Raw genomic sequence first — 17,387 nt, 5'->3', positions numbered from 1 at the left:
GTAGTTTTACCAAACTCTAAGGCGTCATCCTGAATGAAAGGAAGGATCTCCATTAAAGTGGTGTTGTACTCGTTTTCCTGCCACATTCAGGAGATCCCTCCTTTCACTTGGGATGACGGTAGTTTTACCAAACTCTAAAGCGTTATCCTGAATGAAAGGAAGGATCTCCATTAAAGTGCTGTTGTACTCGTTTTCCTGCCCCATTCAGGAGATCCCTCCTTTCACTCGGGATGACGGTAGTTTTACCAAACTCTAAAGCGTCATCCTGAATGAAAGGAAGGATCTCCATTAAAGTGCTGTTGTACTTGTTTTTCTGCCACATTCAGGAGATCCCTCGTTTTCACTGGGGATGATGGTATTTTACCAAACTCTAAGGCGTCATCCTGAATGAAATGAAGGATCTCCATTAAAGTGGCGTTGTACTCGCTTTTCTGCCCCATTCAGGAGAGCCCTCGTTTTCACTAGGGATGATGGTTATTTATATTGAATTGTTGGCTGATCTACTGGTACTTCGGGTATTGAATCGGTATTATTTCTAAAAGGAAATATGATACTGAAATTATTTCGATCAGCTTCTTGCTGTTGCTCAGATAAATCAGGTTTTTTTGCCACTTTAGTAAAGTTATCTTTTCTCTTTAACAACTCGTGAGCATAATCTAAATCTTCATCCAAATATAAATCATAGATCACCTCGTCCCGATCAAATTCCAAATTATATCGGTCATCTATGTGGCTATTACGATTGGCATGCATGTACAAACCACAAGCTGTCAGAGCAATGACGGCAGCGCCTGCGCAAGCAGCTGGTACAAGCACTGCGATTAGTGGTGATGCAAAAAGAACTGCTGGAAGGAACATACTTACACCACTAAGAGTCACTACAGTGGCAAGAGCTCCCAGACCAATTAATGGAACTTTAGTGAAACCAAACAGATTCCGATCACTGTTTGCCCACCATGCGCCTCTCTCTTTGGGTGTTGGTGACATAAAGTCCAATCCTTCCTTTTGATACAAGTTAGAACCAGCACAGTGGCGCTCATTTGTGTTACTGCGCGCATAAAAATCAGCCCAAACCGCGATTAAAGGTATGGCTATCATAAACACTGGCATCACAAATGTCGCCAATGGAACAAAAATCGCGGTTATAGTTGCTGCAACAGTAAATAAGACGCTTGCAATAACTACAGGGCCAAAAGTTGCTGCAACCCCCCACGCAATACCCTGGGCAAACTTATCATTAGTCTGGAGTAAACTCTTCTGTTGCGGTTGATGACCTAAAAGAAAATAAGGTAAGTTGGCATGAGTAGCAAAAATATCATTGACCACACCATACAGAAGGCCGCTCAAATACACTGATGAACCGACAAATAATCCGCTGGAAATTGCGACAACCCAAAGAGGGGCGCCAATCAACATGACGGTAACGAAGGCTGCAATCAATACAGCTGAAACACCAACACCAATAAAGCCACTACGAAGAAGGGTATTAAGTATATTATTATCTGGTAGTTGTTGACCCAATGTCTTAGGGTAGCGATACATCATGCGGTATAAGCCATTTTTTCTCAAAAAATCGAGTGTAGGCGCAGCTTTATCCTGATTCTCTATTTGAGCTATTAACCGATTAGTCAATTTAACTATTTCGCTCATGGTAGTGATTTTATCTTCTTGCAACTGATGTTGGGTAGCTGCAATTAATATTTGAATTTCAGGAGTAGAAGAACTTTTAGCGTCTTCAAGCATTCTTAGGATAATTAACTTCTGATCCATCGGATCGAATTGTACCGAGTTTTGGGTAGGATTAGTGTCAGCCATTTGTACTCCATAGATATAGTACAATAAATGCGGTAATCATCCGTTGTTACCTTATTAAATCCTTGCAGTACACACTTATTGAGGACGGATTGGAAAAATTGCGCAATTTTAAATCATGTTGTGGGTGGATGTCAATTCAATATTCAATCTGGGTGACAGTTCACTTGCTCTAATTCTGGATTAAGGATGATTTACTGAGATAAGCTAATGAGATCATAGTATTGTTATGATTCAGAGTTGAGTCATTAAGAGTATGGGGTACTCATTTAAAAATAAACCCAGCGACTACCTTTCGATATTCACTCAATAAAACATTGTACGTCCGACATGCTGCGCCTATTGACATCGCTTCGATACCAATTCCAAGCCGTGATAATTCGCTAATTATTGAAAGAGGAGGAAATTTACCCGTATTTTCATGGCCGATAATGATAATTTCAGGGCTGAATTTAGTCAAAATATTTAAATATTGTGCGTTAATTTCCTGAATGTTTTTTATTGTAATATCAGTAATGATTTCTTCTCGTGAAACAATTAAACTATTTTCATAAATGATGGAATTGATCTGAATCGTATTATCTCCGTATGCCTGAATAGCATGTTGTTCTGCTGCTTCTAGATTGATATTCATGGTTTTAGAAATTTCATTAGGTTATAGTGTCTACAGTATATCACAGAGGTTTAAATTATGAGTCAATTTCCACGTATCAAACGTTTGCCCCCTTATGTGTTTAATACTTTGAATCAATTAAAAACAGAGGCGCGAGCGCGTGGAGAGGACATTATCGATTTTGGCATGGGGAATCCTGATCAGCCAACTCCGCCTCATATAGTAAACAAACTGATTGAAGCTGCACAACGACCCGATACCCATAGGTACTCCATGTCTAAGGGGATACCCCGTTTAAGACGCGCTATGGCGCAATGGTATCTTCGAAATTATGATGTTCATTTAAACAGTGAAACACAAATTCTTGCCACTATAGGCTCAAAAGAAGGGTTAGCCCATTTGGCCTTGGCAATCAGTGGTCCCGGCGATACTGTATTAGTACCTGATCCTGCTTATCCTATTCATACTTATGGATTTATTATTGCTGGTGCCAATGTCAAACAAATTCCTTTAATTGATGAAACGCAGTTTCTTGAAGCGGTTGAAGATGCAATTAATCAAAGCTGGCCAAAACCAAAGGCCCTGGTAATTAATTTTCCAGCCAATCCAAGTACTCATTGTGTTGAGTATTCATTTTTTGAACGAGTGGTTGATCTGGCTAAACGAAATAATATATGGATTATTCACGATCTGGCTTATGCGGATATTGTATTTGATGGTTATAAAGCACCATCAATCCTGCAAGTCCCTGGAGCTATAGACATAGCTATTGAAACCTATTCACTGTCCAAATCATACAATATGCCAGGTTGGCGTGTTGGGTTTGCTTGCGGAAATGAGGAGCTGGTTGCCGCTTTGACTCGAATTAAATCGTACCTGGATTACGGTACGTTTACGCCAATACAAGTTGCGGCGATTACGGCGTTGGAAGGCTCGGATGATTGTGTTAAAGAAATCAGGGACCGATACGAGCAACGCAGGAACCTGCTTTGTGATGGTCTCAATGAAATCGGATGGGATGTAACCAGACCCAAGGCAACAATGTTCGTTTGGGCGCCTATTCCCCTTCATTATCTGTCTATGGGATCGTTAGAATTCAGTAAATATTTATTAAAAGAAGCCCATGTTGCTGTATCGCCAGGAATAGGTTTTGGTCAACAGGGCGATGGTTTTGTACGATTTGGATTAATAGAAAATAAAGATAGAACCCGCCAGGCTTTACGGAATCTGAAAGCGTTATTCAAGCGAGATGGTTTACTTAAGGCTGTATAAATATGGATATCATTATTAACGCAGACTGTACTTCAGTTCCCATGGACGTTAAACCCTTAACGTCCATGCAACAGGCATCACTTAATTTCTTGGCCAGTCTTGGGTATGATCCGCTAAATTTACCTTTGGCTGATCTCCTTCGAAAAACGCATCATCTTGAAGGAAACTGGGTGGTTCTGAGTCCAATTCATTGGCAGGCATCTCATAATGATGCCATGATCATTGCAGCGGGAAGTGACTTGCAGTTGAGTGAACAGGAGTCACTCTCCTGGTTTAAATTGCTATCCGATTATCTCCATGCTGATGGTCTGACTCTGTATTATCATGATGCGAATACCTGGTTGCTGAATACAGCAGATAAACCTCCTTTAAATGCAAAGCCTGTTTATTGCCTGTTCAGTCATTCTTTAATGCCTGAATTAGAGCGACTGGACTCCACAATGTATTGGCAAAAATTTTTTACAGAATGCCAAATGTTCTTTGCCTCAAAACCTAACTCAACTTTATTGAATGGTGTCTGGGCTTGGCACGGAGGTACTCTATCCGCCAAAAAATCTATACCAGTTTGTGCTGATGAAACATTCCTACCTATGGCCCAAGCCTGTTCAAATAATGTTACTCCATACAGCCCATCAATACGACTTCGGGATTTTAAGGTTATTCTTCTTAATGATATTGAACTACTTGACTCTCTGCATCAACAGGAACTGAATAAAATTCCAGCACATTGGTATTGGCTTAATTCCGCATATGTCCATAAAAATTACAATTGGTTTACTCGAATCTGGAGAAGTCTGACTCATGCTCATTAAACAGCGCCTTATACCTACGCATACCTTAAATCTACCTGATGTTCCGGATGTATTAAAACGTATCTATGCGAGTCGAGGTATTAGTGATGAATCTCAACTGGACAAACAATTACAAACGCTGCTTCCTTTTAACACACTAAAAGGTATCAATGAGGCATGTACGCGTCTGGAACAAGCCCTTAGAGAACAACAGCGAATACTTATCATCGGTGATTTTGACGCGGATGGCGCGACATCTACAGCTTTGGCAATTACAGCATTAAAGGCTATGGGGGCTCAATACGTCGAATATCTGGTTCCCAATCGGTTTGAATTTGGTTATGGCTTAACACCCGCTATAGTTGATGTGGCAAATAAATGGAAACCCCACCTGATTATTACCGTGGATAACGGGATTGCTAGTTTTGATGGAGTGGAACGGGCAAATAATCTGGGTATTGATGTATTAATTACTGATCACCATCTTCCTGCTGAATCAGTACCCAATGCTTTTGCCATAGTAAATCCTAATCAGGAAGGATGTGCATTTCCCAGCAAATCAATTGCGGGAGTTGGGGTAATATTTTATGTCATGCTCGCTTTGAGACGCCATTTAAAAAACGCGAATTGGTTTACTGAAGCGAATATTCAAGAACCTAATATGGCCTGTTTTCTGGATTTAGTCGCCTTGGGAACTGTAGCTGATGTGGTTGGGCTGGATCAAAATAATCGAATCATGGTTAACCAGGGCATGGCCAGAATACGTCAGGGACTATGCAGGGAAGGTATCAAGGCTTTAATTGAGATTTCAGGAAGAGAGTGTTCAAGGCTAAGGGAATCGGATTTGGGTTTTGCCATAGCACCACGATTGAATGCAGCCGGTAGACTGGATGATATGGCTTTAGGTATCGAGTGTTTAATTACACCCGATCCTGATCAGGCGAAAAACTTTTGCAGACAATTGGATGAATTGAATCAGGAACGCAAGCACATAGAGACTGAAATGAAAGAGCAGGCAATGCTTGCTTTAGATAAATTGTCTATTAATCCTGATAAGGATAATCATTTGCCAATTGCATTGTGCCTTTTTGATAAAACCTGGCATCAGGGAGTCATTGGTATTTTAGCCGGGCGTATGAAAGAGCGATATCATCGTCCAGTAATAGCCTTTGCCTCAGTAAGTGACGCTGAATTGAAAGGTTCTGCTCGATCAGTGCCTGATTTAAATATCAGGGATGTGCTGGCAGCTGTCGATAAAGATCATCCCGGTTTGATAACCAAATTTGGTGGGCATGCCATGGCCGCCGGTCTTAGTATCAGACCTGAGTGCCTCGACGCATTTCGTGAGGCGCTAGTAACTGAAGTGAACAAGCATCTGGACTTGTCTCAATGTGAAGGTGTGTTGTTAACTGATGGACCATTACAACCAGAAGAATTTAATTTGGAAACAGCCCAGTTAATTCAACAGGCAGGGCCATGGGGGCAACAGTTTGCCGAGCCTGTTTTTGATAATGTGTTTGAAATTCTGGATCAGCGCCTTGTTGGCAAAAATCATTTAAAAATGACGCTCGCGGTTTCAAAAGACGGGGTTCAGGTGGATGCAATTGCTTTTAATGTCGATTTGAAATCCTGGCCTAATCATCGTGTCAAATACGTACACGCAGCTTATAAACTGGATATTAATTTTTTTATGGGAAGATCCCGATTGCAATTATTAATTCAAGCCATGAATATTATTAACCAGGAATAACATTATTTGAGTTTAATTTTTGCTCAGATGTTATGTATTGAGATATAATTCTAATGTTTTTCTCACTAACTTTAATTTTATGGTGATTGACCTTGCACTCTAAATTATCTATTGCTCCCATGATAGATTGGACCTATACCCATTTTCGAGTATTGATGCGTTTACTGGCTCCTCATGCGCTGTTATATACCGAGATGCAGACAACTGGCGCAGTGGTGAATAATCCCGAAAGAGCTTTGTTTTTTTCTGCAATGGAACATCCAATAGCCCTTCAACTGGGTGGTTCTGACAAGCATGCTCTTGCTGCATGTGCCGCAGTTGCTGAGCAGAAGGGGTATGATGAAATAAACCTGAATCTTGGTTGCCCTAGTGATAAAGTTCAGGCAGGGCGTTTTGGTGCCTGTTTAATGAACGAACCCGTTCAGGTTGCTGAGTGTATTCGTGCAATAAAAAAGGCAGTTACCATTCCAGTTACAGCGAAAACCAGGATAGGCATAGACAATCAGGACAGCTATGCTTTTTTTAGTGATTTTGCTCATGGTTTAGTTGAAGCTGGGAGTGATAAATTAATCGTTCACGCTCGTAAAGCCTGGCTGAATGGATTAAATCCAAAACAAAATAGAACTATTCCACCCGTCAATTATGAGTATGTTTATCGATTAAAACGGGAAATTCCACATATTCCGGTAGTCATTAATGGGAATATTATGTCGGCAATGGAAATCAGCGATCATTTACATCATGTTGATGGTGTGATGCTAGGTCGTCTTGCTTGTGATAATCCTTATCGTATAGCCGAAATACATCATGCTTTATATCCAGATTCCTTGCCATTAAAACGTAGCCAATTATTGATTCACTATCTGGATTATCTATCTGTTGAACGAAGTAAAGGTGTTCCATTAAGTTTATTAGTTAAACCTATTTTTAATTTAGCTCATGGATTGCCCGGAGCAAGTCAATGGAAAAAAAAATTAATGCAGGTTTTGCAATCTAAAAATACTGATCTGTTTGCGGAGTTAATAGACTACTTACTTGATTTGGAACTTATAAGGGACTATGAGGCATTATGAATAGTTCATTACTCACTATCGTGTTATTGATTTTTTCGAATACCTTTATGACTTTTGCCTGGTATGGACATCTGAAATCATTTACTAACAAACCCATTATGTGGGTTGTAATGATCAGCTGGTCAATCGCTTTTTTTGAATATTTGTTACAAATACCGGCTAACAGAATTGGATATACTGAAGCTAATTTTAATCTGTCTCAGCTTAAATTGATGCAAGAGGTCATTTCCTTATCAGTTTTTGTCCCTTTTGCCATGCTTTATATGGATCAAAAAATTACATTGAATTATCTTTGGGCAGGTTTTTGTTTGCTAGGTGCTGTATATTTTATCTTTAAACCCAGCTGACTGATTCTATACACATGAAGCTTGTATGTTATGTTGGCTTTGAATAATCGAGTCACTGTATTGTTTCATTTCGATATTCAGTATCCGATTCATGCACTAGGTAGTAATTGCTGATTCAATCCTTATCGCTAGTGCTATTTGAGACCACTGGACGTATAAATTATTGTTCATCGGCTTTATGTTCATTAAATTCAAGTCATTCTGCAATTAATCATTCAAATCTCATGTATTCGTGGCATTTTATCCGGTTTTCTAGTACATTAATGAGTTTGTTATTTAGAACATCCAGAGGATTATCCAGGCCATGCTGAATACGTTGATTAAGAAAATGTTTGGAAGCCGAAATGAACGTACATTACGGCGTATGGAAAAGGCAGTATTGGCCGTTAATGCATTTGAGTCACAAATGCAGGCATTAACTGATGCGGAGTTAGCAGCCAAGACGCAACAGTTTAAGGCTCGATATAATGAAGGGGAAAGCCTGGACGAATTACTTGCTGAAGCCTTCGCTACGGTTAGAGAGGTGTCTGTTCGAACTTTAGGACTTCGTCATTTTGATGTACAGCTTATCGGTGGAATGGTACTGCATGAAGGTAATATTGCAGAAATGCGTACTGGGGAAGGTAAAACTTTGGTTGCAACCTTGCCTGCCTATTTGAATGCCATCAGCGGTCGTGGAGTGCACGTAGTTACAGTCAACGATTATCTTGCTAAGCGTGACAGTCAATGGATGAAACCCATATTTGAGTTTTTAGGTTTGACTGTGGGCGTTATTTATCCTGATATGTCGCATACGAATAAACAGGCTGCATATAAAGCAGATATTGTTTATGGTACTAACAATGAATACGGTTTTGATTATTTGCGCGATAACATGGCGTTTAGCCTTGCAGATAAAGTTCAGAGAGAATTGAATTTTGCTATTGTCGACGAAGTCGATTCGATATTAATTGATGAGGCTCGAACTCCACTCATTATCTCTGGAGCAGCAGAAGACAGCTCTGAACTGTATATTAAAATTAATAAGCTTATCCCTCAATTAAAGAAACAGGAAGAAGAGGGTGATCAGGGTGATTATACTATAGATGAAAAACAGAAACAGGCTCATCTAACTGATGCAGGTCATTTGCATATAGAAGAGCTACTTACCAAGGCAAATCTGCTGGATCCCGGTGAAAGTCTGTATCACGCCAGTAATATTATGCTGATGCATCATGTCAATGCTGCATTAAAGGCCCATGCAATGTTTCATCGTGATATTGATTATATAGTAAAAGACAATCAGGTCGTGATAGTCGATGAGCATACGGGCCGTACAATGCCTGGCAGACGTTGGTCTGAAGGCTTGCATCAGGCTGTAGAGGCAAAAGAAGGTGTGTCAATACAAAATGAAAATCAGACTCTGGCCTCGATTACATTCCAGAATTTTTTCCGTATGTACAATAAATTATCCGGTATGACTGGAACAGCCGATACTGAAGCTTATGAGTTCCAACAAATTTATAATCTTGAAGTGGTTGTAATACCAACCAACAAACCCATGATGCGTAAGGATGAAGCTGATTTGGTTTATTTAAACCAATCAGATAAATATCAGGCAATTATTGAAGACATCAGGGAATGCAGTACTCGTAAGCAACCTGTTCTGGTGGGAACTGCGTCCATTGAAGCATCAGAATATTTAAGCCAGCTTTTAAAGAAAGCCAATATTAAGCATCAGGTATTGAATGCCAAGTTTCATGAAAAGGAAGCACAGATTATCGCTGAGGCGGGTCGTCCTGGAGCAGTCACCATAGCAACCAATATGGCTGGACGCGGTACGGATATCGTTTTGGGTGGTAGCTTGTCTGCTGATTTGGCTCAATTGCCTGATACGGCAACTGATGCAGATAAAAATGCATTAAAAATTGAATGGCAAAATCGTCATGATGAAGTTCTGGCTTCTGGTGGTTTAAGAATTATAGGTTCAGAACGTCATGAGTCTCGACGTATTGACAATCAATTAAGAGGCCGTGCTGGTCGGCAGGGTGATGCTGGAAGTAGCCGATTTTATTTGTCCCTTGAAGACAATTTAATGCGTATCTTTGCATCGGAACGAGTAGCATCCATGATGCGTCGATTAGGAATGAAGCCAGGTGAGCCTATTGAGCATAGTTTGGTAACTAAAGCTATTGAAAATGCGCAACGTAAACTGGAAGGACATCATTTTGATGTCAGAAAGCAACTGCTGGATTATGATAATGTTGCAAACGATCAGCGACAAGTCATTTATACTCAACGTGCTTCAATTATGGAGATGACCGATACAGAAGAAGTTGTCGCCATGATGAGGGATGAAGTAATCAACAGTCTCGTAGACACTTATATTCCTCCTCAAAGTTTGGAAGATCAGTGGGATCCTAAAGCCTTGGCTGATGTTCTTTTGGATGAGTTTAAAATAAAAGCACCGGTTCACGAGTGGATAGACGCGGATCACAGCATCCAGCCCGAGCAAATTAAAGATAAAATTCTTGCTTTGGCAATAGAACATTATGATGAAAAGGTACGTAAAACTGGCAGACCCGTTATATCTCAATTTGAGAAATCAGTCATATTGCAAACCCTGGATAATCATTGGCGTGAACATTTAGCTTCAATGGATCAATTGCGTCAGGGCATACATTTGCGTGGATACGCACAAAAAGATCCGAAACAGGAATATAAAAAAGAAGCCTTCAGTCTCTTCACCATGATGCTGGATAATTTAAAGTATGATGTTATCAAGTTGCTTTTATCTGTCGAAATTCAAACAGAAGAAGATGCCAATGCTGTAGAAGAGCAGCGACGTGCAGAGCAGATTCGTAAAATGAATCTGCAGCATGAGAATCCAAATGGTGACGAGGAAGATGCAGATCATACGTTCAGACGTCATGAAAAGAAAATTGGCAGAAATGATCCTTGTCCTTGTGGTTCAGGTAAAAAATATAAAGCATGTCATGGCAGTTTAGCGTGAAAGTTGCAGTAGCAATAATTACTGATGAACAGCAACGCATATTAATCACCCAGCGTCCATTCCATGTTCCACATGGAGGATGTTGGGAATTTCCAGGCGGTAAACTGGAGCAAGATGAGTCTCCTGAGACGGCCTTAGTCCGAGAAATTAAGGAAGAAGTTGGTTTAACCGTACTAAACTCCCGTTATCTTGGTGAGATTAAACATCAATATTCAGATAAAACGGTTCAATTAATTCTTTTTCATGTAACTCATTATATTGGTAATCCCTGCTGCAATGAGGGGCAATTGGATATGAAATGGGTTCATAAAGATAATCTTGATCCTAAAGATTTTCCTCAAGCGAATATAGGTATCATCAATCTGATTCAACTTTCGGAATCTATTGTATGATCGATACTGTGGTATTTGATTTATTTATATAAAATCAAGCATCAGCGGAGCATGATCTGATACTTCATCATCCATCACAATGAATTGATTAATAATAATTTCAGGTGATGTTAGAATGTAATCTGCAAATTTCTCTTCTTTAGTATAAAAACGGGTTCTGGTTGAGCGAATATTATACGTTTTAATTAAATTATTCATTCCTTGTTCCAGGATATGAATACTTTCTGTATCGGGTCTTAGATTAAAGTCACCACACAATATTTTAGGGGTATTTAGGGTATCCATAAATTGGCGAATACGATGGGATTGATTTAAACGTTCAGGAGTATCTTTTTTCCCTTTTCCATTCCATAACCCATGGACGTTGACTATTGAGTAGAGCTTGTTGTTGATTTCACATTCAATCCATTGCAAATTTCTATCATGATTTAATCCAATACCCGGATAGTGTTGCTTTTGATGAATATTGATTTCACCTTCACTAATAATATCAATTGTGTTTTTAATCAATATTGCAATTCCATATACATTTTCAACTGCAGGTTTAAAAATAGCATAATGATTGGGAAGTAATCTTTGTAAATCAGAAAATATATTAAGACTGATTTCACGTTCTTTATCTGTAAGAGTACGATGTGCGTTAAAATAGACTTCCTGGAGACAAAATATGTCAGTATCCCGATTATTATGAATAAATTTCAGTAGAGGATTTCTTAGATGGCCGCCCCAAATATTTAAAGTGATTAATTTCATTTATACTTAGTTCTCTGATAGAAATTGAAGTTATTATATTTGGCAGAAGGCGATTTCCATGTCCACTGATTTATCTCTAACTTCATGTGCTGTAGTTAATTCATATAATCTAATGGTTAAACTGTGATGTCCTAACTGCAGTTTGGGCGTAATTCTCATAGATTTATCCATTTTTAATAAAATTAAATGGTTAACGGATTTGGGAGATATATTATGTTGATAAAAGCCATTATATGCGGTTATAGGAATGTATTGGGTTGCTTCACGTAGTAACGATAAATAAATTCGCACGGTGTCTTCTAAATCTTTTAAAGAATGTACCCATTGGCTAATTGTTTTTTGTCGAAGGTAAGCATCCGATTCAAACCAAAGAACCAGATGTGGTGAATTAAACTCACATTCTTTGGTATTCGGATGATGAATCTGTCTTAACGTTTTAAGAAACTCATCATCGTCTGCTGGGTTGCTAAAGCGTCCAGGTACGTGATTCAAAATATGAATCTGAGTAGCTAAATCATCAAACAGCATCATGTTATTCAATAAGTTGGGTTTTTTTAACACATGCTCAATTCGAATCAGTTCTTTGATAAAACGGCTTTTTAACTCAGGTTTTTCAACAATATCGATGATTTCGATGATATTTTTCAAAGCAAATCGATGAATTACCTCATGTGATTCATTGCACGCTTGATTAATGGTTTTAAATAAGAATTCTAAACGTAGCGCTATCCGTGATAAAAAATGCGTTGCAAGTTGAAAAGTGATTGTGTTGTTATACATATAATAAGGCCATCCTTAGCATAATCCGACCTTCTGTATTTAGTATGTTTATTAATCTAATTGAGTATTTATTCAAAATTACCTTGCAACTCTGGTATAACAGTTTACCCATTGATTTTATAATATATTCAATATACTAAAGTACTAAAGGCTGGTTTTTGTGATTAGACTAACATAAATGATCTTGAAAATAAAAGAGTTCTTATCATTGTCCTCTATACAGGATAAATAATGGAAGAAAAATACCAGATCGTAGATACTGTCTTTAAAAGCAAGCTAAGTTTTCATTAAAAGCTTATTTTAAAGATAGTATCTACTTTTAATACAAAAATTTATTAGCCTGATGGCTATGAGTTGCGAACCAACCTACTTGCTTTTTGCTTTATCAAGTAACCTCATGCATTTTGTCCATTGTTAGTTGGCTAAGTATTTTAATTATAATGTTCATGTTTTTAGATCCCCTCATCCGCCTGTCGGCACCTTCTCCCTGATGGAGAAGGCAATTCTAGTAAGATCTCAATAACGTTTGAAATGGAACATTGCGTTAAAAAAGCTTTAAGCTGCTTGCTTCTATTGGAGTGTTACCTGTTTACCCGGTTTGTACCAACCGCTCCCTTCTCCCTTTTAAGGGAGAAGGGTTGGGGATGAAGGGTACTGATCAACGAGCGTAAGTTAGGTCGAAACTCATAGCCATCAGGCTAAGGAGAAAATCAAAAGTGGTCTATATTCGACGAAGTCGTAATACAGGGGTTCGAAGTCACATCATTCCCGTATTACGGCTGCGCCTAATACGGGCTACTAACTTGGGGATTTCTGTCTGCTGTTGATAATCACGAGGAACTTTAGCAAACTGATTTTAAGTATTTGGAGTGTAATTCGATTACAGCTTCTTTTAATTGCTCATATCCAGAATCATTGATAATGACATCATCTGCAATTTTTAATCGTTCGTTTAATTCGGGTTGTGTCGATAAAATAGCCAATGCCTGCTGTTGGGTACAGTGGTCACGTTCCATGACTCTGGCAATCTGGAGTTCTAAAGGTGCGGTGACTACTAAAATCCGATTAAGATAAGGATAGTGTTTCTTATCGAGTAAGAGGGGGATTTCTACTACACAATATGGCGAAGTACACATTTTAATTTTTTGTTCCAGTTGCTGCCTGATGAGCGGATGTAACAAGTTTTCTAGCCAGAGTCTCTCTTCAGGATGAGTAAAAATGAGTTCTCTCAAGTGTCTTCTATCAAGATCATCATTTTCCAAAAGAGTCTTGGGGCCAAAGTGTTTTACTATCTCATAATACGCAACAGTGTTTTTTGCTGTTAATTCTCTGGATATTTGATCCGCACTTAAAACTTCAATTCCCAGATCAGAAAAAATCTGCGCAACCGTTGTTTTACCGCTGGCTATATTACCTGTTAATCCAATACTATACATCATGGATAGTTCAATCCTTCATTAAAGTTTCTACAGGTCACCATATTAATATAACAAGTATCAGGAAGGCTGCTGTTTTCTTTGCAATAAGCTTCAGCTGCGAGAGCAGCATCATCTCGCTGAGAATAAAAATTACTGTTCCATGGAGCAGCAGTATGATCTACAGCAGTACAGCGCCATAAGGGTTTTGTACTCATGCCCATATAGAATCCTTCACAGTTGGATTTGGAAGCTTTGCAAGTGGTAGGAAACTCACTTTCTTTTTTGCACATGGCAAAGGCGATGTTCAGCGCAACTTTTTGATAACCGTTTCTAGCGGTCCATTGTTTGTTGGCTTTATCCTGGGTGATGCATTGCCAATAACTGGAGTTTTCATTAACAGGAGCTGAAATTCCTAAACCAGGCAAACAAATCAAAACAAGCAAACAACCAATATAATAGTTCATTCTTTTTCTCCCTTTAAAAGAGTTACTAATTTGTCAATGGGCAATGCCTTTGAAAAATACCAACCCTGCAGAAATCGTACTCCATTGTTTGACAAATAATCGACTTGCTCTTCTGTCTCCACACCTTCAGCGATAATAATTAAATTTAACCCTTTAGCCATTTGTATTATGGCATCATTTAAAGATTCTGTAATGGCTTTGGTACCTATAGCCTGCACAAACAGTTTATCGATCTTTAAATAGTTAAATGGAAAATGTTGCAAATAACTGATGCTTGCATGTCCCGTGCCATAATCATCAACAGCCAGTGAATAACCGACTTTTCTTAATCTGTTCATCGTTCCAATAAATGCACTGTTATTTTTATCTAACAATTCACGTTCAGTGATCTCAAAGATGATTTGGCTGGGTAATATAGCGAATTGTCGGGCGAGTAGTTCGAACTCGGTAAAAAAGGAAGGATCTGTAAAATGAAGTGCTGAAAGATTATATGCAAGATGAAATTCGCTGTTTTCTTGCAGTATGGATTGTGTTTCTCTCAATGAAATTTCGATAATTTGGAGCGTTAAAGGTACAATGAGCCCGGTAGTTTCTGCCTCAGCAATAAAAAAATCGGGCATAATCAACTGATCTTCGCTATCACGCCATCTCACCAGGACCTCTACTCCTGTAAATGAACCCTTCTCGCAGTTATACAGTGGTTGGTACTCAGGATAAAACTCATTGTTTTTAATCGCAAGCTTAATGGCTCCCTGCAAAGAGTAGCGCTTTGTAATCGCATTTTTTAATAAGTGATATATCAGGACAGAGCTTACTAATATAATCAGAGTTACCAGTAGTTCACTATACAGGAGGTTGCTAATTAATGTTTGATGATTTTCAAAAACAACTACGACCACTCCGTCAATACTTTGTGTTTTATCAATGACATACAATTCTTTGGTATTCATTGGTGTTTGTTCATTGATGTACTGACTCAATTTCCAGCTTCTATTGTCGTCAGTGCGTTCAACTCGAATGATATTTCTTTTTTCGAAGTTATTATATAAGGCCACAGAATTCGTATCTTTATCTGATATTTTGAGTATGTTTTGCAAAATAGACGATACTACAAGTATTCCAATATGATAGTTTCCCATTTTTTGCTGGACCAGATATACCGGTTGATCAAACAGGGGCAATTTAAAAGGTCCTGATAGAGTCCGAGCATGCGTAGTTGATAAGATGATTGACTCGTTATTTGGCAATGAGGAGCAGATTAGCTGTTGACGGTTATCACTTATCGAAATGCCCGCAATATTTTCATTATTTAAAGTAATATGTTCTAAATAGGGATACAAGCCAGATTTACAATCAGTAAAGGTTTTTCCATATACTGGCAAGGTATACACTTCCTGAAACAAATCCTCTATAAATCCATCAACACGGTTACTTATCAATGTCGCTACATAGGAGATTTTTTCATAAGTCCTGTTTATACTTAAGTGCCAATTGGTGTACAGGGAAAATACAAGTGCAATAATAGTGATTAAAATCCAAAAATAATTGAACTGTTTTATAATAAGCTGTGATATTTCTTTTAATACCTTACTCATATTTTTGAGCTTTAAAATAGGCCGCCTCTATAGAGTTTAGTGTTATTTCAGCTAATTTCCCAATAGTTTCTGGTTCAGTATTTAACGGAGGCATCCAGTATAAAGTATTTCCTATGGGTCTTATTAATGCGCCAAAGTTTAATGCTTGTTGATAAACTTCATTGCCAATACGGTAATCACCCGCACTGATTAAATCGGCAGCAACTAAAGCGCCCAGTCCACGTATATTATTAAGCTTACCAGAACGTTCAGCTACCTGATGAATTTTCTGGAGCATAATATCACCTAATACCTTGGTTTTATTGATGATCTGCTCATTATGAAAGGTTTTTATTGTGGCCAGAGCGGCACATACTGCCAGAGGATTACCACTATAGGTGTGGGAATGCAGGAATGATTTACCTGAATTATAATCAGCGTAAAAAAGATCAAATATCGAGCTGTCAATCATAACACAGCTCAAGGGCAGGGTTCCTGAGGTTAATCCTTTGGATAAACAGATCAGATCGGGTTCTATTCCTGCATGATGACACGCCAACCATTCACCAGTTCGTCCCATTCCAGTCATGATCTCATCAGCGATCAGATAAATGCCCTTGGATTGAGTCCAGCTTGACAGTTTTTTTAAAAAATCAGGGCTATAACACAGCATGCCGCCCGCACCTTGAATGATTGGCTCGAGAATAACAGCACAGACATTATCACTGATGTGTTCCAGTTGATTGATCACAGCAGACCAATGATCATCACAATTACTCCATAACGGATCATTTTGAGAAGATACATAAGGAATAGTGTCTATGAAATGACAGGTCACCCCAAAAGTTTCATAAGGAGCTTTATAGAGTCTCAAATCACTGACACTCATGGTTCCCAGCGTTTCTCCATGATATCCATTTTTAAGTGCAATAAATTCATTTTTATTTTTAAATCCTTTAATTTGCGTTCCATGAATTGCCAGTTTCATCGCAATTTCTACGGCGCTTGCGCCATCACTGGCAAAAAACACATGTTGCTTACCCGTCATTTCAGTTAATAATTCAGCCAACTCTACAATCAATGGATGTGTGGTATTGGCACCTATCACATGCTCAAAATAATTCATTTGATTTTTAATAGCGGACAATACAGCAGGATGGCCATGTCCTAGGGATTTACACCACCAGCTTGATATTGCATCGATCATTGGCCCTTGGTTCGTATAGAGATAGCTCCCCTGAGCTCGTTCGATAATCACTGGTGGACAGGTTTCAAAGTCCTTCATTTGGGAACAGGGATGCCAGATGTGTTTTAAATCTCTAGAAATGAGTTTGTTTATGTTGACCATTTTTTCAA

General features: G+C 38.7%; 16 protein-coding genes. 7 read left to right on the top strand and 9 right to left on the bottom strand.

The window, feature by feature from the left end; all coding sequences use genetic code 11:
- Positions 1-142: 142 nt before the first annotated feature.
- The 3 genes from IZU94_RS04945 to IZU94_RS04935 all read right to left on the bottom strand — a co-directional run bounded on the left by IZU94_RS04945 (position 143) and on the right by IZU94_RS04935 (position 2,446).
- A complete protein-coding gene (locus tag IZU94_RS04945) occupies positions 143-322 on the bottom strand; it encodes a hypothetical protein (RefSeq protein ID WP_203108599.1) in 180 nt (59 codons plus the stop codon).
- A 152-nt stretch (positions 323-474) separates the two neighbouring features.
- A complete protein-coding gene (locus IZU94_RS04940) occupies positions 475-1,815 on the bottom strand; it encodes a hypothetical protein (RefSeq protein WP_203108597.1) in 1,341 nt (446 codons plus the stop codon).
- Positions 1,816-2,077: 262 nt separating this feature from the next.
- Positions 2,078-2,446, bottom strand: a complete 369-nt coding sequence (locus IZU94_RS04935) for an Mth938-like domain-containing protein (RefSeq protein WP_203108595.1) — start codon at positions 2,444-2,446, stop codon at positions 2,078-2,080.
- Between the two features lie 57 nt (positions 2,447-2,503).
- On the opposite strand from IZU94_RS04935, the gene alaC reads away from it, so the two are divergent.
- From alaC to mutT, 7 genes are all read left to right on the top strand, one after another.
- Complete coding sequence (gene alaC, locus IZU94_RS04930) at positions 2,504-3,697, top strand: alanine transaminase (RefSeq protein WP_203108593.1); 1,194 nt, start codon at positions 2,504-2,506, stop codon at positions 3,695-3,697.
- A gap of 2 nt (positions 3,698-3,699) precedes the next feature.
- Positions 3,700-4,509: a hypothetical protein gene (locus IZU94_RS04925; RefSeq protein ID WP_203108592.1), complete on the top strand. Its 810-nt coding sequence runs from the start codon at positions 3,700-3,702 to the stop codon at positions 4,507-4,509.
- On the top strand, positions 4,499-6,238 hold the full coding sequence (gene recJ, locus IZU94_RS04920) for a single-stranded-DNA-specific exonuclease RecJ (RefSeq protein ID WP_203108590.1): 1,740 nt from the start codon (positions 4,499-4,501) through the stop codon (positions 6,236-6,238). Before IZU94_RS04925 ends, recJ begins: the two co-directional genes overlap by 11 nt.
- Before the next feature lie 119 nt (positions 6,239-6,357).
- The gene (dusA, locus tag IZU94_RS04915) at positions 6,358-7,311 is read left to right on the top strand and encodes a tRNA dihydrouridine(20/20a) synthase DusA (RefSeq protein WP_203108609.1); all 954 of its coding nucleotides are present in this window, start codon (positions 6,358-6,360) and stop codon (positions 7,309-7,311) included.
- On the top strand, positions 7,308-7,658 hold the full coding sequence (locus IZU94_RS04910) for a DMT family protein (RefSeq protein ID WP_203108588.1): 351 nt from the start codon (positions 7,308-7,310) through the stop codon (positions 7,656-7,658). Before dusA ends, IZU94_RS04910 begins: the two co-directional genes overlap by 4 nt.
- A gap of 304 nt (positions 7,659-7,962) precedes the next feature.
- Complete coding sequence (gene secA / locus IZU94_RS04905; RefSeq protein ID WP_203108586.1) at positions 7,963-10,650, top strand: preprotein translocase subunit SecA; 2,688 nt, start codon at positions 7,963-7,965, stop codon at positions 10,648-10,650.
- Positions 10,647-11,042: an 8-oxo-dGTP diphosphatase MutT gene (gene mutT, locus IZU94_RS04900; RefSeq protein ID WP_203108584.1), complete on the top strand. Its 396-nt coding sequence runs from the start codon at positions 10,647-10,649 to the stop codon at positions 11,040-11,042. The genes secA and mutT overlap by 4 nt, the downstream gene beginning before the upstream one ends.
- 24 nt (positions 11,043-11,066) lie before the next feature.
- On the opposite strand, the gene IZU94_RS04895 is transcribed toward mutT, so the two are convergent.
- From IZU94_RS04895 to bioA, 6 genes are all read right to left on the bottom strand, one after another.
- The gene (locus IZU94_RS04895; RefSeq protein ID WP_203108582.1) at positions 11,067-11,795 is read right to left on the bottom strand and encodes an endonuclease/exonuclease/phosphatase family protein; all 729 of its coding nucleotides are present in this window, start codon (positions 11,793-11,795) and stop codon (positions 11,067-11,069) included.
- Positions 11,796-11,828: 33 nt separating this feature from the next.
- The gene (zapD, locus tag IZU94_RS04890) at positions 11,829-12,575 is read right to left on the bottom strand and encodes a cell division protein ZapD (RefSeq protein ID WP_203108580.1); all 747 of its coding nucleotides are present in this window, start codon (positions 12,573-12,575) and stop codon (positions 11,829-11,831) included.
- A gap of 842 nt (positions 12,576-13,417) precedes the next feature.
- A complete protein-coding gene (gene coaE, locus IZU94_RS04885; RefSeq protein WP_203108578.1) occupies positions 13,418-14,014 on the bottom strand; it encodes a dephospho-CoA kinase in 597 nt (198 codons plus the stop codon).
- Positions 14,011-14,457 (bottom strand): hypothetical protein, encoded by a 447-nt coding sequence (locus tag IZU94_RS04880; protein ID WP_203108576.1) that lies wholly within the window; start codon positions 14,455-14,457, stop codon positions 14,011-14,013. The genes coaE and IZU94_RS04880 overlap by 4 nt, the downstream gene beginning before the upstream one ends.
- Positions 14,454-16,052 carry an EAL domain-containing protein gene (locus tag IZU94_RS04875; protein ID WP_203108574.1) on the bottom strand — a complete coding sequence of 533 codons (1,599 nt, stop codon included), beginning with the start codon at positions 16,050-16,052 and terminating at the stop codon, positions 14,454-14,456. The genes IZU94_RS04880 and IZU94_RS04875 overlap by 4 nt, the downstream gene beginning before the upstream one ends.
- Positions 16,045-17,379 carry an adenosylmethionine--8-amino-7-oxononanoate transaminase gene (bioA, locus tag IZU94_RS04870; RefSeq protein ID WP_203108572.1) on the bottom strand — a complete coding sequence of 445 codons (1,335 nt, stop codon included), beginning with the start codon at positions 17,377-17,379 and terminating at the stop codon, positions 16,045-16,047. Before bioA ends, IZU94_RS04875 begins: the two co-directional genes overlap by 8 nt.
- Positions 17,380-17,387 lie beyond the last annotated feature (8 nt).

The sequence above is a fragment of the Legionella bononiensis genome (genome assembly GCF_016786215.1).
Taxonomy (GTDB): domain Bacteria; phylum Pseudomonadota; class Gammaproteobacteria; order Legionellales; family Legionellaceae; genus Legionella; species Legionella bononiensis.
Note: the sequence above shows the minus strand (reverse complement) of the source record. Positions and strands in the feature narration are given on the sequence as shown.